Source organism: Ruminococcus sp. RTP21358st1_G6_RTP21358_211008 (assembly GCF_040908885.1).
GTDB classification, from domain to species: domain Bacteria; phylum Bacillota; class Clostridia; order Lachnospirales; family Lachnospiraceae; genus Blautia_A; species Blautia_A faecis.
The window spans coordinates 14,420-33,798 of sequence record NZ_JBDGDM010000020.1; the positions used below are offsets into that span (position 1 = coordinate 14,420).

18 protein-coding genes and 3 pseudogenes are annotated in these 19,379 nt (G+C 40.5%); 6 read left to right on the plus strand and 15 right to left on the minus strand.

Going from position 1 to position 19,379, the window contains the following annotated elements; genetic code table 11:
* Nucleotides 1-61 precede the first annotated feature (61 nt).
* The 5 genes from AB5Z12_RS09595 to AB5Z12_RS09615 all read right to left on the minus strand — a co-directional run bounded on the left by AB5Z12_RS09595 (nt 62) and on the right by AB5Z12_RS09615 (nt 4,955).
* On the minus strand, nt 62-934 hold the full coding sequence (locus tag AB5Z12_RS09595) for a DUF3881 family protein (RefSeq protein WP_368368621.1): 873 nt from the start codon (nt 932-934) through the stop codon (nt 62-64).
* A gap of 184 nt (nt 935-1,118) precedes the next feature.
* Nucleotides 1,119-2,411, minus strand: coding sequence for a serine--tRNA ligase (gene serS / locus AB5Z12_RS09600; protein WP_148463062.1), 1,293 nt, complete (start codon nt 2,409-2,411; stop codon nt 1,119-1,121).
* 241 nt (nt 2,412-2,652) lie between these two features.
* On the minus strand, nt 2,653-3,177 hold the full coding sequence (locus AB5Z12_RS09605) for a DUF4446 family protein (RefSeq protein WP_368368622.1): 525 nt from the start codon (nt 3,175-3,177) through the stop codon (nt 2,653-2,655).
* Between the two features lie 9 nt (nt 3,178-3,186).
* Nucleotides 3,187-4,188, minus strand: coding sequence for a ParB/RepB/Spo0J family partition protein (locus AB5Z12_RS09610; RefSeq protein ID WP_195590257.1), 1,002 nt, complete (start codon nt 4,186-4,188; stop codon nt 3,187-3,189).
* A complete protein-coding gene (locus AB5Z12_RS09615) occupies nt 4,188-4,955 on the minus strand; it encodes a ParA family protein (protein ID WP_195590256.1) in 768 nt (255 codons plus the stop codon). Before AB5Z12_RS09615 ends, AB5Z12_RS09610 begins: the two co-directional genes overlap by 1 nt.
* 1,279 nt (nt 4,956-6,234) lie before the next feature.
* On the opposite strand from AB5Z12_RS09615, the gene AB5Z12_RS09620 reads away from it, so the two are divergent.
* Nucleotides 6,235-7,188: an alpha/beta fold hydrolase gene (locus AB5Z12_RS09620; protein ID WP_368368623.1), complete on the plus strand. Its 954-nt coding sequence runs from the start codon at nt 6,235-6,237 to the stop codon at nt 7,186-7,188.
* Between the two features lie 83 nt (nt 7,189-7,271).
* The gene (locus AB5Z12_RS09625; protein ID WP_368072627.1) at nt 7,272-7,439 is read left to right on the plus strand and encodes a DUF6783 domain-containing protein; all 168 of its coding nucleotides are present in this window, start codon (nt 7,272-7,274) and stop codon (nt 7,437-7,439) included.
* Here AB5Z12_RS09625 and AB5Z12_RS09630 read toward each other — a convergent pair.
* Nucleotides 7,377-7,574, minus strand: a pseudogene (locus tag AB5Z12_RS09630) (DUF6783 domain-containing protein); the annotation flags it as partial. The gene AB5Z12_RS09625 and the pseudogene AB5Z12_RS09630 sit on opposite strands and share 63 nt — an antisense overlap.
* On the opposite strand from AB5Z12_RS09630, the pseudogene AB5Z12_RS09635 reads away from it, so the two are divergent.
* A pseudogene (locus AB5Z12_RS09635) lies at nt 7,551-7,622 on the plus strand (DUF6783 domain-containing protein); the annotation flags it as partial. The pseudogenes AB5Z12_RS09630 and AB5Z12_RS09635 overlap by 24 nt on opposite strands.
* Nucleotides 7,623-8,197: 575 nt before the next feature.
* Here AB5Z12_RS09635 and AB5Z12_RS09640 read toward each other — a convergent pair.
* Nucleotides 8,198-8,374: a DUF6783 domain-containing protein gene (locus AB5Z12_RS09640; protein ID WP_368368628.1), complete on the minus strand. Its 177-nt coding sequence runs from the start codon at nt 8,372-8,374 to the stop codon at nt 8,198-8,200.
* On the opposite strand from AB5Z12_RS09640, the gene AB5Z12_RS09645 reads away from it, so the two are divergent.
* Nucleotides 8,294-8,473: a DUF6783 domain-containing protein gene (locus AB5Z12_RS09645; protein WP_368368629.1), complete on the plus strand. Its 180-nt coding sequence runs from the start codon at nt 8,294-8,296 to the stop codon at nt 8,471-8,473. The genes AB5Z12_RS09640 and AB5Z12_RS09645 overlap by 81 nt on opposite strands.
* Nucleotides 8,474-8,635: 162 nt before the next feature.
* Here AB5Z12_RS09645 and AB5Z12_RS09650 read toward each other — a convergent pair whose 3' ends face one another.
* Genes AB5Z12_RS09650 through AB5Z12_RS09665 form a run of 4 tightly spaced genes read right to left on the minus strand, consistent with a single transcriptional unit; the run spans nt 8,636 to nt 14,251 of the window.
* Nucleotides 8,636-10,666, minus strand: coding sequence for a DUF4340 domain-containing protein (locus AB5Z12_RS09650; RefSeq protein ID WP_368368624.1), 2,031 nt, complete (start codon nt 10,664-10,666; stop codon nt 8,636-8,638).
* Nucleotides 10,666-12,204, minus strand: a complete 1,539-nt coding sequence (locus tag AB5Z12_RS09655; RefSeq protein WP_368368625.1) for a GldG family protein — start codon at nt 12,202-12,204, stop codon at nt 10,666-10,668. Before AB5Z12_RS09655 ends, AB5Z12_RS09650 begins: the two co-directional genes overlap by 1 nt.
* A gap of 13 nt (nt 12,205-12,217) precedes the next feature.
* Nucleotides 12,218-13,081, minus strand: a complete 864-nt coding sequence (locus AB5Z12_RS09660) for an ABC transporter permease (RefSeq protein ID WP_173736363.1) — start codon at nt 13,079-13,081, stop codon at nt 12,218-12,220.
* A gap of 3 nt (nt 13,082-13,084) precedes the next feature.
* Nucleotides 13,085-14,251 (minus strand): ABC transporter ATP-binding protein, encoded by a 1,167-nt coding sequence (locus tag AB5Z12_RS09665; protein ID WP_226815424.1) that lies wholly within the window; start codon nt 14,249-14,251, stop codon nt 13,085-13,087.
* Nucleotides 14,252-14,417: 166 nt separating this feature from the next.
* Here AB5Z12_RS09665 and AB5Z12_RS09670 point away from each other — a divergent pair, with 166 nt between their 5' ends.
* Entirely contained in the window at nt 14,418-14,534 is a 117-nt protein-coding gene (locus AB5Z12_RS09670; RefSeq protein WP_368072629.1) for a hypothetical protein, read from the plus strand.
* Nucleotides 14,535-14,759: 225 nt separating this feature from the next.
* On the opposite strand, the gene rsmG is transcribed toward AB5Z12_RS09670, so the two are convergent.
* A complete protein-coding gene (gene rsmG, locus AB5Z12_RS09675) occupies nt 14,760-15,494 on the minus strand; it encodes a 16S rRNA (guanine(527)-N(7))-methyltransferase RsmG (protein WP_226815425.1) in 735 nt (244 codons plus the stop codon).
* 98 nt (nt 15,495-15,592) lie between these two features.
* Nucleotides 15,593-15,724 (minus strand): DUF6783 domain-containing protein, encoded by a 132-nt coding sequence (locus AB5Z12_RS09680; protein WP_319017180.1) that lies wholly within the window; start codon nt 15,722-15,724, stop codon nt 15,593-15,595.
* Between AB5Z12_RS09680 and AB5Z12_RS09685 the strand changes: the two are divergent.
* Nucleotides 15,683-15,784, plus strand: a pseudogene (locus AB5Z12_RS09685) (DUF6783 domain-containing protein); the annotation flags it as partial. The gene AB5Z12_RS09680 and the pseudogene AB5Z12_RS09685 overlap by 42 nt on opposite strands.
* A gap of 34 nt (nt 15,785-15,818) precedes the next feature.
* Here the strand turns inward: AB5Z12_RS09685 and mnmG are convergent.
* Nucleotides 15,819-17,702 carry a tRNA uridine-5-carboxymethylaminomethyl(34) synthesis enzyme MnmG gene (mnmG, locus tag AB5Z12_RS09690; RefSeq protein ID WP_368368626.1) on the minus strand — a complete coding sequence of 628 codons (1,884 nt, stop codon included), beginning with the start codon at nt 17,700-17,702 and terminating at the stop codon, nt 15,819-15,821.
* Between the two features lie 146 nt (nt 17,703-17,848).
* The gene (gene mnmE / locus AB5Z12_RS09695) at nt 17,849-19,222 is read right to left on the minus strand and encodes a tRNA uridine-5-carboxymethylaminomethyl(34) synthesis GTPase MnmE (RefSeq protein ID WP_237925635.1); all 1,374 of its coding nucleotides are present in this window, start codon (nt 19,220-19,222) and stop codon (nt 17,849-17,851) included.
* Between the last annotated feature and the right edge of the window lie 157 nt (nt 19,223-19,379).

Here is a 19,379-nt window from a genome sequence, read left to right on the forward strand (position 1 = left end):
TTGAGATTGTGTTTTATAACTTAAATTAACTTAGTCTATAAATATGAATCTAAAGATTCGTCTAAAAATGCAGCTGCCCCTGCAGCCAAATCAGCCCCTTAAATCTGCGTCCCACAGCCGGTTCTCCTAGCAGATCCGCACAGTTTATACACACATCGAACTGGATATCATTGCACTCGATGGTCATCTGGCACAGTTTCTCACCAGTGAGAATGTTCTTAAAATTCACAAAATCCACGATCTCGCCCATCACACTATACTGGTCACATTCAATTCCATGAGGCATAAAACAGGTATCCACAATTGTCAGCACATCATCTGTAACAATACGCTCAGAAATCATGGAATAGATATCCATATCTTCCATTGTAAGGTCTTCCATGGCTTCTTCATCACCATTTCTGGCAGCCGCGATCAGATTATTGCGGTTTTTTGTCAGCTCCCGCTCTACTTTTACAGCTTCTTTATCTTTCTGGACCGGAAAAAGGATTTTCCCTTCTCTTGCCAGTCCTGTAATCGTCAGTGGCTGTCCTTCACGCATATTCCCCTTATACTTCTCCAGCATATATTCTGCAGGATTCTGAAGATAAAAGATCAAAGTCACGCCAAGGCGCATGTCATCACACGCCCCTGCGTAAGACTCTTTTTCTGCATGTCTCTCCACGACTACACTCTCCTGAGAGGTGATTCCTGTGCCGCGAAAAAACGGAAATGAATATTCTACGTGAAACTCATTGTCTTCATCATACTGTCCACAGACTGTTATTCCACAGTCACAGCCATAATTCTTGGAATATTGTACAAAAACTCCATCTGGATGATTCTCCACTGCAATTTTCTCATCGTAAGTATTTATCACATCCTGAATGATTTCCTGCATTTCTTTACGTGACTTTACCTTTGAAAAGCCAACAGTTCTTAAATAACTATGCACATTATCACCTCCCTGTTAAGCAGTCTTATTGCAAATCAAACAACTTTTCAGATATTCTCCGGACCATCTGATATTTTACTTTTGACTATTACTATTTTCAGATCATTTACTTTTTATCTATATTACTATTTCAGATCAAAGTCCCATTTTTGGTATTTTTATACCATTTCGTTTTTAAGTCCAATTATTTGGACTTTTTCTCGATTTTTGTCATTCCACCCATGTATGGCTGAAGGGCAACTGGAATATTTACGCTTCCATCTGCGTTCAGGTTATTCTCAAGGAACGCAATCAGCATTCTTGGCGGAGCAACAACTGTGTTATTAAGAGTATGAGCAAGATATTTCTTGCCATCTTTTCCGTTTACACGGATTTTCAGACGACGTGCCTGTGCATCACCAAGGTTGGAGCAGCTTCCTACCTCAAAGTATTTCTTCTGTCTTGGAGACCATGCTTCAACATCCAGGGATTTCACTTTCAGGTCTGCCAGGTCACCAGAGCAGCATTCCAGTGTACGAACCGGAATATCCAGGGAACGAAACAGATCAACAGTGTTCTGCCACAGTTTGTCAAACCACATCTTGCTGTCCTCTGGATTGCAAACTACGATCATCTCCTGCTTCTCAAACTGGTGGATACGGTAAACGCCTCTCTCTTCAAGTCCATGGGCACCCTTCTCTTTACGGAAGCATGGAGAATAACTTGTAAGAGTTTTTGGAAGCTCTTCTTCCGGAATGATCTGGTCAATAAATTTACCAATCATAGAATGCTCACTGGTTCCGATCAGGTACAGATCCTCACCTTCGATCTTGTACATCATGGCATCCATCTCAGCGAAGCTCATAACACCTGTAACAACGTTACTTCTAATCATGAACGGCGGTACACAGTATGTGAATCCTCTGTTAATCATGAAATCACGTGCATATGCAATAACAGCAGAATGAAGTCTTGCGATATCACCCATCAGATAATAGAAACCATTACCAGCAACACGTCTTGCGCTATCAAGGTCGATTCCGTCAAAAGCTTCCATGATTTCTGTATGATACGGAACTTCGAAATCCGGAACAACAGGCTCACCAAATTTCTCAATCTCAACGTTCTCGCTGTCATCTTTACCAATCGGTACAGATGGGTCAATGATATTCGGGATTACCATCATATCCTTCAGAAGCTCTTCCTCAACTTCTTTCTCTCTCTTGGAAAGTTCCTCAATACGCTCACCGGAAGCTGCAACCTGTTTCTTAACTTCCTCTGCTTCATCCTTCTTTCCCTGACCCATAAGAGCACCAATCTGTTTGGAAATTTTATTTCTCTCTGCACGAAGAGCTTCTACTTCCTGTTTGATCTCGCGGTTTTCCTTATCCAACTCCAGAACCTTGTCAACCAGCTCCAGTTTGCTATCCTGGAATTTATTGCGGATGTTCTGCTTTACGATTTCCGGGTTCTCTCTCACAAATTTGATGTCTAACATGTCTTCCTCCTGTACTGATACTTTATTTTTATGGCAAATATCTGTTTTATTTATCCATATCTCTTTTTGCAGCAAGTATCTGTTTTATTTTTTCATATCTCTTTTTGTGGCAAGTATCTGTTTTGTTTTTCGTTTTATAACAATATTGTCATTGCTATTTGTTTTTTATAACAATTTTGTCATTTTTTGCTGTTTTTTATGACTTATATTCATTTTTTACCAACTGTTCGCAGCAATCAATTTACTCATCTTTTTCAATATTTTCCAAGCCAAAATTTACAGCTTTTCTAAGGGCTTCAAGTTCTTCCTGGCTCAACATTACATAGGACTCTCCCTTTACAATTTCTTTCAGATAAAGAAAGCAATTATCTCTGCTGTGTACTGCATTCAAAATTACTCCGGAATTATCCTGATCCAACAAAGCCAGTGCAAAACTAAGTTTTCCGCCTACATCATCGAACGCATCATACTTTTCAACGCCATATTTGCTGAACATAGATTCCAAATGATGTTTGATAAAGCTGATGTCGTGCTCATGATCCTCTTTTGCTTCATAAAGGCGGTCAATCTGAGCGAATTTTCGTACAAAAACTTTCTCAAGAGATTGTGCGTCACTGCCTTTCATGAACATTTTGTATTTACGTTCCAAACGGCTAAGCCTCATTTTGCTGCTGAATACATTCACCGCCAGAACGATGATCAGAATCAGCAGTAAAATAATAATGATACCCGGGTCGATTCCCAGGCTGTCAAAAATACTGCTCATGCACTCTCCTTATCTTATTGATTCAAACAACTCAATGATTCTTTCCAGTTCATCTCTGGAATAATATTCAATTTCAATTTTACCTTTATTATTTTTCTTTCTGTGTATAAAAACCCGAGTTCCCACGATTCCCTTCATTTTCTCTTCAAGACTCTCGTAAATCGCATCTTCAGCTGTATTTACTGTTTTCTGAGTTTTCTTCGGTGGCTCCACAATATGTTTTACCAGTTTTTCAGTCTCTCGAACACTTAATTTCTCATCAAAAATCTTCATTGCCACACTTGTCTGCTTATCTTTGTCTGTAATCGCAAGAATTGCACGAGCATGCCCAGCTGAAATCATCTCATCAATCAGCATCTGCTGAACTCTTTCATCCAATTTCAAAAGGCGAAGGGAATTAGTCACTGCAGTTCTGCTCTTAGAAACGCGTTCTGCAATATTATCCTGTTTCAGCTTAAATTCATCGATCAGACGCTTATAGGCCATCGCTTCCTCTATTGGATTTAAGTCTTCCCGCTGAATATTTTCAATCAGGGAAATCTCAACTACCTGCTGATCATTAAATTCCTTAATGATTACCGGAACTTCTTTCACCCCGGCAAGTTTAGCTGCCCTCCATCTTCTCTCGCCCGCAATAATTTCATAGTAATCGCCTTTATCCGAAACCAGAAGTGGCTGTAAGATGCCAAACTGCTTAATTGATTCAGATAATTCCAGTAAAGCATCCTCATCAAACTGCTTGCGTGGCTGAGTTCTGTTTGGCTCCACCTTTGAAATCTTCACAAGCATTTCAGATTTCTTCGGTTCTTCAACCACTGCAGCTTGTGCTGTATCTTTTGTTTCTGCAGCACTCTTCACTGCTGAAGCATTCAAAGAACCTTCTTCCTGCTGATGTAAGCTTTCATTTGTGGCAACTGACTTTTGCTCCGGCTTTTTCTCAGTTGGCTTCACTGACTTCTCCGGGAAAAGAGCATCCAGACCTCTTCCAAGACCTTTCTTCTTAACTGCCATTACTCAACCTCCCTGTTTATCACTTCTTCTGCAAGAAGGCGATAAGCTTCTGCCCCTGTGGATCTCGAATCATAAAGTGTAATCGGCTGTCCGTAACTTGGAGCTTCTGCCAGTCTGACATTTCTCGGAATAATGGTCTTGTAAATATTCTGCTGAAGATTTTCCTTAACATTCTCTACTACCTGCAGCGATAAATTTGTACGGGCATCATACATAGTAAACACAACGCCCTCAATCTCAAGATCATTATTCAGTCTGTCCTTTACCAGATCAATAGTATGTATCAGCTGTGATAGTCCTTCCAATGCATAGTACTCACACTGAATCGGAACCAAAACAGATGTCGCAGCAGTAAGTGCATTAATAGTAAGCATATTCAGAGATGGGGGACAATCAATAATAATATAATCATAATTATTCTTTATTTTGTCAGTAATCTCTTTCAATATGTATTCTTTATTATCAATACCAACAAGCTCAATCTCTGCGCCAGACAGATTTACATTTGATGGTATCAAATCTACATTTTCTACTACATCTTTGACAATCGTCTTCTCAACATCGGACTGTCCTACCAGAAGTTCATACAAGGTATCTTCTACTTCATTTTTATCAACACCTAATCCACTGGTAGTGTTTCCCTGAGGATCCATGTCAATTGTCAGAACTTTTTTCCCCTGTTCTGCCAGGCATGCAGAAAGATTAATGGCTGTGGTAGATTTACCAACGCCGCCTTTCTGATTAGCAACCGCAATCGTTCTGCCCAATATCAACCCTCCCTTTCATATTATTTAGGTTACTGTTCACACAACATTTTTATAAAAAGCAACATGTTTAATTGTAAAAAAGAAGCCTGCTTGCAGGATTCTTCACCTACGGCGGGGCACCTCGAGCGCCATCTAACCTTCCGCCGCAGTGTGATCCTGCCTGGTAGGGCTTTTTATGTAATAGAAAATTTCAATTGAATTTCTTATTACATAAAAATGTTTCACGTGAAACATTTTGCAATTTTTAATTGCACACAATAACCAAAGTTTATAGATCACATCACCATCCTATAGGTTCTGCAATCTTATCATATAGCTATTGCTATTATAACACTTTTAAATTTATCTCGCCACATAATGTTTCACGTGAAACATAGAAAATGGCATTTTTTTTCATGAAAATATTGTCTATTTTTATCTTCTTATTAATTATGACCCTAATTATGAGATTTTAAACATTTTTTATGAATATATTTATTGTCAGTTAACATGTTAGCGAAGTTATTATTATTTTCTATTGCTATTTAATGTGTTGGTCGTTATTCCGGACGCGATTTCACAATGTATATTCACCGCCGCGCGTCCAGGCGTTCCGGCAAGCTAATGACTAACTACGACTAAGACGCTCAAGAGAGCCTTCGCGCCTAAGTCTCCGTAAGTCATGGATCTCGCCTCCATTAAAACCGCTCCTGAAATGCATGGCTTGCGAATATACATTGCAAAATCGCTGGTTACTGGAAAGGGAAGAAAGAAACAGTAACGACAACAACGAGTGGTGAGAGGAAGTAGTTGGTATTCCGCAACTTTATTGTTTTTTGCCAATCTATCGTTGCAAAAAAAGTATAGGGAAACCAGTCACTCACTCTCCCCCCCTTCGTTAAAAGTTCTTACCAACCAACAAGTCCCAGCCAGTACACAGCATTTGGGCAATGTGTATTACTCTAGCGAGCCATTTCAGGCGCGTTCTTAGCGTAGATGAAATCCTGCGCTTACGAAGACTTATGCGTGAGGGCTCTCCCGAACGCATTAATCGCAGTTAGCGATTAGTTCATCGGAGCGTTGCGCCAGCGAGAGAATAATACACATTGTCCAAATGCGTCCCTCCTAAAGAACTTTATGCGAATTCTTGTTTTCTGCGTATCGCAAAGCGTGTTGCTGTTCACATAATAAACAACAACCCAATATTCTGTCAATTCCTATTTATACGTCAAAAAACATTGTAAAATCAACCTCTTTGGCGTATAATATACATACAAACCCAAAGGAGGTCCTCTATAAAATGAAAGACACTAAACATAAAATTCTGACTCTGGCTGCGTTGACTACGATTGCCGCTGGCGTCATCCATCTCACCAATAGAGTAATTGTTGCCTCTTCCCAGTTAAAAGAAATGCTTGATTTTTCCAATCACAACTATTATAATTGGCGATTCGGAAAAATTTATTATACCAAGAAGGGAAAAGGTTCTCCACTTCTTCTTATTCATGATACAATGCCTGGAGCCAGTGGATACGAATGGTCTCGTGTTGAGGATCAGCTCGCTCAGGAACACACCGTATATACCATCGATCTATTAGGTTGCGGACGTTCGGAAAAGGCTGGAATTACATATACAAATTTTCTTTTCGTACAAATCATCTGCGATTTTATAAAAAATGTAATTAAAGAGAAAACCGACATCATTGCAAGTGGTTTCTCATGTTCATTTGTTACTACTGCCGCTGCTTACGATAAAGAAAGCATTAATAAAATCATGTTTATTAATCCGGTAAGCATTATTTCTCTTGCCCAAACTACCACAAAAAAAGATAAATTATTCAAATTTTTTATCGAACTGCCTATATTTGGAACCTTTATCTACCATATAATTGTTTCACGTGAAACAATTAATGATTTCTTCCTTGATAATCTTTATTATAATCCATTCCATGTAGATAAAGATGTCCTGGATACATATTATGAAGCTGCGCACAAAGGTGGTTATTATGCAAAATGCCTATACTCCAGCCAAAGTGCTAAATATATGAATATCAACATTCGCCATGCTGTAGAATCAATTGATAATAGTATTTATATCGTAGAGGGCGAAGACGAACCAAATGGTGCCGCAATTGTAGAAGCTTATCAGAAAGTAAATCCAGCAATTGAGTCAGCAACTATTTCATGTTCCAAGCATTTTCCACATATTGAGAATGTAGAAGCGTTTCTTGAGCAGGTTGGTGCATTCTTCTAAAAATAAAGTTATAGATATGTCTTCAAAGCAGAATAAAAACTTCGAAATTGTACAATATAATTTCGAAGTTTTTTGTTTTTGTAATGATAATTTATTATACTTTATACTTTTCCTGTTCTTTCTATATTTCCAGAGCATATTTAAAAAGCTTTCTGCAAGATGTACGTCACAATTTGTGGGGCTTTGACCAGGATGAGGTTGTCGTAGCGAACTATGGCAGTCAAATTCAAGAAAAATATACTGTAAAGTAGGGTATGCAGATCGCAAAAATGATTTTTTTGATACATTCCAAAACGTGTTTGAAAAGGGCTTTCTGCAAGATGTACGCCACAATTTGTGGGTGAGCTAGCCAGGATGAGGGTGCTGTAGCGTGCTACAACACCCAACTACAGGTAAAATATACTGCAAATTGGGGTGTGCAGATCGCGAAATGATTTTTAAAATATATCTCAGAGCTCTTTTCGTATTATTTTGTTATTTTTTCAATTATGCGTTGTTCTGTTTTATCTTTATACAATCTTTTTGTTTTAATCAGAATTGTTTAAAAGTATATTTCCGCATGACAATATATTTTTTAGAGGATTTTTACGGTTTCATTTGCTTGTTTTGTTATTTATAGTACATTAAATAGGTCTTTGTTGTGCCATTATGTTGTCAAGTGTCATTTTTTGGACTTTATCGCGTATTTTAATGGGTTTTTATTTTATAAATGTTATTATTACATTTTATATTTACCGTAATATTGCAGAAAGTAAAAGCAAAGTTTCTGTTTTCGGACTTTTCATACAGTCAACTAATTTAAAACCATATGAGTAAAAGTCAAAGATTTTAAAAATTTATTTTCAAAAAATGCATATAGAAATTTAAACAGATAAAATAGCCAACGTTAATTACATATTTCATACCGTTTGAAATGTCAGCGGACCAGAGCGTGTTTGAAAAGGCATTCTGCAAAATATACCGTAAAATTGGGCACGTAGATTTCAGGAATGCTTTTTCAAGTACTCTCTCACACATTATTTTTTGAACTAACTATACCCCCACCTCCTGTGGATCCGCTCGCACAAATAAACCTTAGAGCCTGTTTAAAAAAGCTTTCTGCAAGATGTGTGTCACAATTTGTGGGAGATTTCGCCCGGATGAGAGCGCCGTAGTAGGCTACGGCAACCGAATTCGGTTGAAATATAACGCAAAGTGGGGCGTGCAGATTGCGGGACTGCTTTTTCAAACACGTTCTAGCGTAGCCCGCCACGCGTTTTTTCATCCATCCCTCAATTCCACGTAGCCTGCTTGATTAGTGTAGTTACTCATAAAACAATATATACGCATATTCATATTCGATAGAATTTTTATGCAGAAGGCAATTCAACAGTTTTTCCAAGCAACAAAAAAAGATCCTTGTCCTGTTCTTTTCACAGGCAAAGATCTTTTTTAGCATATTTTTTAGCTACTCTTCAACATCCTCTGAAGTCTCTGTCGTTTCTGTTTCAGCATTATCTGTAGTGGCATTTGTTTCAGGATCTGCTGTCTCAGTGCTTTCGTTTTTCTCTTTTTCACCAGTTACAGCTTCAAATGCCTGAAACAGTTCTTTTACTGTCATTTTATTTACCAGATATACTTTTTTGTTTATAACAGCGGCATAGTAATTTGTATCATAGGAATAATACTTCACTTCCATTTCATTGCCATCTATATCTGTAAATTTCACAGTCATTTCCGGATCTGCATTGGACTTAAATTCATCAGTCAGACGTTTCTGCGCTGTCATGTTGATCAGCTTATTGTAGAACGTTGTAAATGTTGTGCTGTCCAGATCTTTTCCATTTAGTGTATAAGATAAGGTTACACTGGTTGAACTTGTGGTGCTTGCAGTAGAAGAACTTTCATCTGTATTTTCAGTATCTTCGTCGGTCAAATCACCTGATGAAGTGTTATCATCGACAACATTTCCCTCTACATCGTTGCCGTCGACAACATCACTGCTGGTACTATCTGTTGTATCTTCATTTTCCGTCTCATCATCCGATGTTTCTACGTTTTCATCCTCAGATGTTTCACGTGAAACATTTACGATATAATCTTCTCCTCCGTAGTTCACATCCAGAGTATCCAGATTATTTACAGACAAATAGCTTACTGTCAAATCCCAGAAATCAGCATTTGTTTTTCCAAGGAAAGTATCAAGAGAATCCTCGGAGATTGTATAAATTTCGTTGCTGTCATTTACCCGAACATATCTTCCACCATCTGAAGATTGATCTCCAACCTGAATTACAAGTTCTCTGTCAACCATTTCAGTTTCCGGTTCTGAATCTTCTTCTGAATCTTCAGAACTTTCTGCGGACTCAGTATCTGCTGTTTCCACCCCAGCCTCGTCATCTGATTCAGTTACATCTGTATCTTCTGCTTCGACGTTGTCATCTGCTGTTTCATCTGTATTCTCATTTTCTACAGCTTCTGCGTCTGCCACATCCACATCTTCATCTGAGCTTTCGTTTCCATCTGTCTCAGAATCCGCATCTTCATCTAAGCTTTCGCTTCCATCAGTCTCAGAATCCGCCGTTTCATCGCCCTGATTCTCATCCTCAGATGCCTCTGAGACCTCCTCATCGCCATTTTCAGCCTCGTTTTCATCATCAGTGGACTCTTTCTTAACTTTTTCCTGATAACACACTGTAATCTCTGCATACGGCTTATCCAATCCATACTGAGAGAATTCATCTTCCGCGCAGTTATAGTTTACATAGCTCGAATAAGCCATGCTGGATAATGCACTGGCTAATGAAGTGGCCTTCGCTGAATCTGCTTTCTCAGTCTCTCCATCACCAGTAATATTCCAGAAATTACTTTCATCTTTCTCTACAACATAAGAAGAATCTTTTCCATCTACAGAAATTTTGCTGACCGTAGAGGAATCCACAGTTGGGAAAACTCCGCTTTTTGCAAAGTCGTACAAAGTTCCCTCAAAAGAAGAAAACGTGGAATTGCTTACTACATAAACTGTAGAAGAATCCTTGTTCAAGTCAATGTATTCCTGACTTGTGGAGTCATTCTCCATTCCAAGCTGGATTACTGTCGTTTCCCCATCTTCTGTGGTAACCGTGATCGTGTTATCCGGCTGATCCAGTTCATATTCTGATGCATCCTCCACATTTTCCAGTGTTCTTTCCGCTTTTATAGAATTCAGGGAGCTGACCAGTGTATCGATTTTATCCTGATCTACCGGGAAACCAGTTTCATCACTTTTCACCCAGGAATCTCCATCTTTTTCAAAGGTAACTTCTTTTTTATCAATTACAAATTTTATTGATTTCACATCAGCAGACGCTATGGAAATAATTTCCGGATTTTCTTCCTCCGCACTTTCAGTATCCGCGGCCTCCTGCTTGGCTACGTAGGCTTTTACGCCTACGTATGCGCCGCTGAGGACAACCAAAACGCCCACTGCTGTAATAAGATTTACTGATTTTTTCTTCATCAGGCTTTTCTCCTCTTTAACCAAATCATAAATCCAATCAACAGGAATGCTCCAGGAATCAGACCAATGGTACAGATTTTCCAGAAGCTTGCATCATATGCTGTCAAAGTCAGATAAGATACTTCCAGACTCTTTGATGGGATAGAAACTGTTGTACTGTCTTCTGTGTCTACCAGAGAACTTAAAGAAGCCATCACAAGTTTCTCATTTCCACCAGAAACCATCTGATTGATCTGGCTCTGCAGCAGGTTTGATGTGGAATAATAAATAATATGAGTCTCTTTATCATCATCTACAGTCTCTGTAATGCTGACACCCAGGTCAAATGGACCATCCACATCACCGTCTTCCTTTTCAAGAGAACCGCTGTTCAAATCTGTCTTTGAATATGCGCTGTCGGAAGTTGTAAGAAGACTTTCAATATTTACAGTGTCTCTCACGTCATCAGATTTCCGGATTCCCTGCGCATAAGGCATCAAGATGTAATATCCAGAAGAAGCAACATCAGATGTAATATCTGTGCTGTTTACAGTTGGAACCAGGTAGTAAGGCATCTGCGCGGCATAATGCTGTGCATCGCCCTCAAATACCAGGCCATCTACTCTGCTTACTCCGTAGTTTTCCAGCACTGCATCAAAGTTTTCCATTTTTTCTCCTGTGTAATCGGAGAAAATCATTGCTTTTCCACCATTTTCCAGATAATCGATCAATGCAGTCTTCTCATCCTCTGAGATATCTGTTGTAGGAGAATCAATCAGCAGACAGCTGGCATCCTCTGGAACGCTTCCCTCCGTAAGCAGATTCAGGGATTTGATTTCCATGTTTGCTTTCTCAATATCTTCCTTGATCGTAGAATCAAGCTCCTGCTCTCCATGTCCCTCTAATGTATACAATACCGGCAGGTTTTCACTGGTTACATATGCAATGGCACTTGTGATCTGACCTTCGCCGTCGAAGCCTGTTGTCTGATAACTGTATGTGTTGTAATCCATTGTAGATTCGTAAATATTGTTATAATTTACAACCTTATTTCTGTCTCCGCATACAACAATTAAGCTATTAGAGGAAAGGTTGTCACTGGTGTATTCACTGACAAATTTAGGATTGACCACTGGATCTTTCTGTTCCACCTTAATATGATCAGATTCATCTGCATATCTTTGAAGCAGATTACTGATAGTCTCATCCTCACTTCCGCTCTGGGCGATCTGATATATGGTTACATCCTTGTCCAGATCTTTCAGCATCGCTTTTGTCTCATCACCGATGGTGTAAAGTTTCTCGGAGCTGATATCCAGCTGCGTATACTTTGAAGGAAGATTTCCTACAATCATATTTATAACAATAATGATAGCAACGAAAACAACAATCATAACAGAACTGTAGCTTCCATTTTTCAAGTACTTTTTATTAATACTGTCTTTAAATTTTCGTTTTTCTTTTTTGTTATTATTGTTATTATTTTCGACACTTTCGATATTAATTACGTTTTTATCGTTATTGTCAATATTGTTATCATTTTTCTTCTTAAAAAACATTTTCCCCACCTCCTTAATTCCAACGTCTCTTCAAAATTGTCTGCATGGTAAGGAATATACAAATGGCAATGACAGACAGGAAATAAAGAACTCCAGTCACATCAAAAATACTGTTTGTAAAGTTTTCAAAGTGTGAACTTAAGTTAAACACTTCAAGAACCTTCTGGATTCCTCCTTCAAACACGCTGGATTTTACAACGTAAACGATTACCAGTGCCACTTCTCCAATCACGCAGACAGCACCTGAGATCACTGCATTTTTAATCATACTGTAGATCATAAGGCTAAGCGCTATGATCAGAATGCCAAATGTCACACATGTAGACATTGCCGTCTCTGAGAAAAAGGAAGAAATTCCATTCATCATATAAAAAGCAAATAAAAATACAAAGGTAAGAACTGCTGCAATTACCTGGCTCTCAGTGATTGCTGAGAAAAATACGCCGATCGCAATGTTTGCACTTCCCAGAAGGAAAAATCCAAGGAGTGCTGTGTACGCAGAGCCAAATGCAACGGTTCCGAACTTTGACATGATCAGCGGATAGGTTGCCAGAACTGCAATAGGGATTGCATAAATAGTCACAAGTGCAAGATATTTTCCCATTACGATGCCGGATACAGATACTGGAGAAGTAAGCAGAAGCTGGTCTGTTTTCTGCTTTCTTTCCTCAGCAAGTACACGCATGGTCAGGATCGGCACTGCAATCAGAAACACAAAGGTCATGGCATTTAAAGTATATTCAAATTTCGGATAAGCAGCTGAAAGCTGGTACGCTGAAAAGTAAATACCTGCGATCAGCAACACAAAAAACATAAACAGGTAGCCGACCATGGAGGTCAGGTAGCTTTTCAGCTCTCTTTTATAAATAGCAAGCATGGTTTACTCTTCCCCCTTTTCTTTCTCAGATGCGGCAAAACTATCCTGTTTATCACCAGACAGTCCATTATCTGACACATCATTGGATACTTTGCCCGATTCATCAAAGTCTTTTTCTTCAAGTCCATTATCAAGGACAGTATCTTCGTTTTTCTCATTCAAATACTTCTCAGCATCTGCTGCCGTCTTAAAGAAAGATTTTCCGGATTTTTTTCCTGACGCATCTTTATCTTTTTTCTCGCTCTCTGTAAGTTCAAGGAAGATCTCTTCCAGAGAAACTTTCTTAGACTGCATTTCAAGGATCGGACAGCTGGCATTTACCATACTGTAGAACACTTTTTCACGCACATCCATATTCTCTTCTGTTCCCACTGTAATGGCGTATACGCCTTCCTCCGGGCTTTTCTTTACCGTAACCTCTTTTACCCCTTCTACGGCCTCCAGAGCGGCTCTGATAGTGTCTTTCTGACCTTTTACAAGCAGATTCAGGTTGTTTGAGCCTGCTGCCAGTTTTCCCAGATTCTCAGGGGTATCGCTGGCTACCAGTTTTCCATGGGAAATGATCAGCACGTAGTCGCAAACGGCGCTGACTTCGGACAAAATATGGGAGCTAAGGATAACGGTGTGTTTCTGTTTCAGGCCTTTGATCAGATCGCGGATTTCGTTGATCTGTTTTGGGTCAAGACCGACAGTCGGCTCATCCAGAATAATAACCTCCGGGTAACCAAGCACAGCCTGCGCAATACCAACTCTCTGTCTGTAACCTTTAGAAAGGTTCTTGATCAGACGATTTTTCATGTCAGTAATCTTTACCATGTCCATGATTTCTTCGATCATAGTGGCTTTTTTATCTTTAGGAATTTTCTTCAGATCTGCTACGAATTTCAGATATTCCAGAACGGTCATATCAAAATAAAGGGGCGGCATTTCGGGTAGATATCCGATGCATTTTTTTGCCTCCTCAGGTTCTTCCAGAATATCATGACCGTCTATGACTACTGTTCCCTCGGTAGATGCAATATAGCCGGTTATCATATTCATGGTTGTGGATTTTCCGGCGCCGTTGGGGCCCAGGAAACCATAAATCTTGCCTTTCTCTATTTCAAAAGAAAGGTGGTCTACAGCGGTGTGATCGCCGTAGCGTTTTACCAGATTTTTTACTTCAATCAAGTTTCTTACCTCCTTCAAGTTGCAGATGCATGGCTTATCCCATGCATCTATCTATGATTATTTTATGTGCAACCTGTGAGGAAATTTAGATAATTATGTGAGAAATATGTGATTATTTTGTGTTGGAAATGTGTCCCAAAATAAAATACATTCCGCAAAGTGGGGCGTGCAGATTGCGGGAATGATTTTTCAGACACGCTCTAAGGCACGGGGATGTGGAATAGAAAAAAATCAAAGACAGTTGCGAGGAAGCTGGAAATCCTATGCCAGAATATACGATTAAGTGTGAGGATATTATGGTTATGTTTAAGAGCTTGGTTAGTAGCTTGGTTAATCACACTAACCAAGCTACTAACCAAACTATTCCCAATGAAGACAATTCCTTTGAAAGTGATTGAGACAGAACCTATGTTATCTCAGAAAAAAATCGCCGATATTATCGGAGGGAAATATAGTACGGATTTCTTCCTCTTTCAGGACTAAAGTTATCTTAATATTAACACATATTCTACGCCAACGGCTCCTTCGCCGGCAAGCCAGCCTTCCTGGGGTACTTCTTGGCGGTCGGTTTCATCTTCTTGATCACAACGAAAGAACGATCCATATCCGTGTCCATAAGTGGAAATTTCACTACATCCTGAACTTTTCCACCAAGGATTTTCACAGCATTTTCTGCCTGCGCAAGCTCTTCATCAATCTTGCCGGATTTATAAGAAATAAAGCTGCCTCCTTCTTTTACGAAGGGGATACAATACTCGGAAAGGGTGCTTAAATTGGCTACTGCGCGGGAGACACAGAAGTCGTATTTTTCTCTGTGTTCCTTCTGTTTCGCGTAGTCTTCGGCTCTTCCGTGAAGCGCTGTTACGTCTTTTAAACCAAGCATTTCGATTACTTCATTAAGGAAATTCACCCTTTTATTCAAAGAATCCAGAAGGGTAATTTTAAGTTCCGGAAAAGCGATTTTCAGCGGGATTCCAGGGAAACCAGCGCCGGTTCCGATGTCGATCACGGACTTTCCCGTCAGCTTTTTCTGGTCAAAGCTGCCTACTTTTACGATAGATAAACTGTCAAGAAAATGCTTTAAAATTACCTCGTTGTACTCGGTAATTGCAGTTAAATTCATTACCTTATTTTTCTCTACAAGGTACTCATAATAAGTGATAAACTGCTTCTTCTGCTCCTGGGACAGAGCAATTCCAAGCTCTTCTAATCCTTTCTCAAAGAGTGTTAAATCGTATTCCATATATGTCTCCTTATACCTCAAACTACTTACTTTCTAGTTGCTTAATACACAGCGTTTTTGCAAGTAATATTTCTTAGCAGGTCATTTCAGGTGCGTTTTTAACGAAGATGAAATCCACTAGAGCGTGTTTGAAAAAGGCTTTCTGCAAGATGTGCGTCACAATTTGTGGGAGATTTCGCCCGGATGAGGGCGCTGCATCGGGCTACGGCAACCGAACTCGGGTGAAATATACCGCAAAGTGGAGCGTGCAGATTGCGGGAATGATTTTTCAAACAGGCTCTGGCATATGATTATTACTTGCGTAAGCGCAAAAATACGCCTTTATTAACGATTTTTCCCATACTGCTCCATATAAACCAGCAGCACCGAAATATCCGCCGGTGAAACACCGGAAATTCGGGATGCCTGTCCAATGGAAACAGGTCTGTAAAGTTCTAGTTTCTGCCGTGCCTCAATACGCAGGCTCTTTACTTTCTCATAGTCCAGATCCTCCGGGATCTTCTTGGCTTCCAGCTTCTTAAATTGCTCTACCTGCTTCATCTGGCGGCGGATATAGCCATCGTATTTAATATTAATATTTACCTGCTCCTGCACATCCCAGGCAAGTTCAGGGCGGTTCTTATCAATAGGAGCCACCTCTGCATAGGAAAGCTCCGGTCTGCGGATCAGCTCTGCAAGACTGATTCCTGACTTAAGTGGTGTGCTTCCTTTGCTTTCCAGAAGGCTCTGAACTGCCTCTGTCATACCCACATTTGTATTCTCCACACGCTGGATTTCTTCCGCTATCAAGCGTTCTTTTTCCACTACTTTTGCATAGGTTTCGTCATCTACAAGACCTACCTCCCAGCCCTTTTTACGAAGTCTCAGATCCGCATTATCCTGACGGAGAAGTAGACGGTACTCGGCACGGCTGGTCATCATACGGTATGGCTCATGGTTCTCTTTTGTAACCAGATCATCAATGAGAACACCGATATAAGCCTCAGAACGATCCAGGATCAGCTGCTCTTTTCCCAGCACTTCCATGGCTGCATTGATACCAGCGATCAGTCCCTGGGCTGCTGCCTCCTCGTAACCTGAACTTCCATTAAACTGTCCGCCACTGAAAAGACCTTTAATTTTCTTAAACTCCAGCGTTGGATAAAGCTGTCTTGGGTTAATACAATCGTACTCAATAGCATAAGCATTCTTCACAATTTTTGCATGCTCAAGGCCTGGTACGCTGTGGTACATTTCCTCCTGCACATCTTCCGGCAAAGAGCTGGACATACCGCCAATGTACATCTCATTTGTGTACATTCCCTCTGGCTCAATAAACACCTGATGTCTTTTTTTATCTGCAAAACGAACTACTTTATCCTCAATAGAAGGGCAATAACGCGGACCAGTTCCTTCGATCATACCAGAGTACAGTGGGGAACGATCCAGGTTTGCACGGATGATATCATGGGTAGCCTCATTGGTATAAGTCAGCCAGCAGGATTTCTGCTCGATCTGCACATCCTCCGGATCTGTGGAAAAAGAAAATGGCACTACTCTCTCATCCCCAAACTGCTCTTCCATCTTGCTGTAGTCGATGGTATTTCCTGCAATTCGGGCAGGTGTTCCAGTCTTGAAACGGAACATTTCAATTCCCAATTCTTTCAGAGAATCAGTCAGATAATTGGCTGCCTGCAGTCCATTTGGACCTGTATAATTGCTTACATCACCGTAAATACAGCGTGCTTTCAGATAAGTTCCAGTACACAAAACTACCGCCTTACAATGGTAGACAGCGCCGGAATACGTCTTCACACCTGTGATCTTGCCATCCTCTACCAGAAGCTTGGTAACCTCTCCCTGGCGGATGGTCAGGTTCTCCTGATTCTCCAACGTCTTTCTCATTTCATTACTGTAAGCCTGCTTATCAGCCTGAGCACGAAGGGAATGCACTGCCGGACCCTTGGAACAGTTCAGCATCTTAGACTGAATAAAAGTCTTGTCAATATTTTTTCCCATCTCTCCACCAAGAGCATCCAACTCACGGACCAGATGTCCCTTTGAACTACCGCCTACATTTGGGTTACAAGGCATCAGCGCAATACTCTCTGCGCTTACCGTAAACATGATCGTATTCAATCCCAGTCTCGCCCCAGCCAGCGCAGCCTCACAGCCAGCGTGTCCAGCACCGACCACTACTATGTCATAATTCTCCTCTAAATGTTTCATTTTTATCTCCTCTATAACACACTCATTCATATATTATCCTAACCAGTGCACAGCGATTCGGCAACTGATGTTCCTAAGCAGGTCATTTCAGGAGCGTTGCGACGACCTGCGTGGAATATCATTTGCCAAATCGCGTCCCTCTGCCACTACTTACCCATACAAAACTTACTAAATATCTCATTCACCAGATCTTCCCCAACTTCCTCTCCTGTGATCTTTCCAAGGCTTCCATAAGCAGCCATCAGATCAATGGAAAAGAAGTCTTCCGGCATGCCATCCTCGATGCTCTGTTTTACCATTGCAAGACTCTCTTCTGCCTCTTCCAGTGCCTCCTTGTGACGGGCATTTGTAATATAAACCTCATCGTTAAAAGAAATTTTCCCACTGAAAAACATACTCTTAATGGTATCCGCCAGCTGGGCAATTCCAGTCTCCTCTTTCGCAGAAATCGGAATGAGAGGATGGTTGATTTTCTCCTTTAATGCCTCCATACTCACAGCCGAAGCAAGATCTGTTTTATTGTACAGTACAATTGCTTTTCTGTCTTTCAGCATTTCAATGATTTCTTCATCATTTTCATCAAGCGGTGTAGAGCTGTCTACTACGTATAACACCAGATCTGCACCCTTTGCAACCTCCCGGGCTCTGGAAACACCGATTTTTTCCACCACATCTTCTGTATCGCGGATACCTGCCGTATCTACAATTTTCAATGTAATTCCATGAAGGGTAATATACTCCTCCAGAATATCTCTTGTAGTACCCTCAATATCCGTTACAATGGCCTTATTTTCCCCTACAAGAAGGTTTAACAGAGATGACTTACCTGCATTTGGCTTACCCACGATAACCGTCTCAATTCCTTCCCGGATGATCTTGCCATCTGCGGAAGTTTTCAACAGCTCTTCGATGGATTTCTGCTCTTTTTCCACAATCCCATGTAATTTCTGTGGATATCCCTCAAGGCTGATATGCTCCGGATCGTCCAAAGCCGACTCGATAAAGGCAATCTCGTAGATCAGGTCGCTTCGAATGTCCTTGATGGTCTTCTGTACCGAACCTTTCAGCTGACTCATGGAGCTTTTCAACGCATATTCATTCTTCGCCTGGATCACATCCATAACAGCCTCTGCCTGGGAAAGATCCAGCCTGCCATTTAAGAAGGCTCTCTTGGTAAACTCTCCGGGGCCGGCAATCTTGGCGCCGTTTTTCAAAACCGTTTCCAGAACCCGGTTCATGGCATAGACACCGCCGTGACAGTCAATCTCCACGGTATCTTCTCCTGTGAATGTTTTGGGTGCGCGCATGACCATGACCAGAACTTCATCCACGATTTCTTCCCCGTCATAAATATAACCATAATGAATGGTGTGGGTGGGCACTTCTTTAATTTTCTTTTTCCCGCCCTTAGAACGGTAAATGCGGGATATAACGTCCATGGCTTCCGGGCCGCTGATTCGGATGATTCCGATTCCCGAAGCACTCACAGCAGTAGATATCGCTGCAATTGTTGTATTCATGTGTTTTCCTCCATGTAAATTACAATTCAAATTATAAACTTAACACATCTTTTGACACTCATATCATTTTATTATACAAAAAAAGTTACCCCAGGGAAAGATATTAAAACAAAAGCATAACGCTTCAGTTCTTCCATCTTTCACCTGGAATAACCTC

Excerpts from the sequence above, each read along its gene's own strand:
- AB5Z12_RS09610 (WP_195590257.1), bottom strand. The coding sequence starts at position 4,188 with ATGGCAGTTAAGAAGAAAGGTCTTGGAAGAGGTCTGGATGCTCTTTTC.
- AB5Z12_RS09660 (WP_173736363.1), bottom strand. The coding sequence starts at position 13,081 with ATGCTTGCTATTTATAAAAGAGAGCTGAAAAGCTACCTGACCTCCATG.
- mnmG (WP_368368626.1), bottom strand. The coding sequence starts at position 17,702 with ATGAAACATTTAGAGGAGAATTATGACATAGTAGTGGTCGGTGCTGGA.
- serS (WP_148463062.1), bottom strand. The coding sequence starts at position 2,411 with ATGTTAGACATCAAATTTGTGAGAGAGAACCCGGAAATCGTAAAGCAG.
- AB5Z12_RS09620 (WP_368368623.1), top strand. The coding sequence starts at position 6,235 with ATGAAAGACACTAAACATAAAATTCTGACTCTGGCTGCGTTGACTACG.
- AB5Z12_RS09645 (WP_368368629.1), top strand. The coding sequence starts at position 8,294 with ATGTGTGTCACAATTTGTGGGAGATTTCGCCCGGATGAGAGCGCCGTA.
- AB5Z12_RS09650 (WP_368368624.1), bottom strand. The coding sequence starts at position 10,666 with ATGAAGAAAAAATCAGTAAATCTTATTACAGCAGTGGGCGTTTTGGTT.
- rsmG (WP_226815425.1), bottom strand. The coding sequence starts at position 15,494 with ATGGAATACGATTTAACACTCTTTGAGAAAGGATTAGAAGAGCTTGGA.
- AB5Z12_RS09625 (WP_368072627.1), top strand. The coding sequence starts at position 7,272 with ATGATAATTTATTATACTTTATACTTTTCCTGTTCTTTCTATATTTCC.
- mnmE (WP_237925635.1), bottom strand. The coding sequence starts at position 19,222 with ATGAATACAACAATTGCAGCGATATCTACTGCTGTGAGTGCTTCGGGA.
- AB5Z12_RS09605 (WP_368368622.1), bottom strand. The coding sequence starts at position 3,177 with ATGAGCAGTATTTTTGACAGCCTGGGAATCGACCCGGGTATCATTATT.
- AB5Z12_RS09655 (WP_368368625.1), bottom strand. The coding sequence starts at position 12,204 with ATGTTTTTTAAGAAGAAAAATGATAACAATATTGACAATAACGATAAA.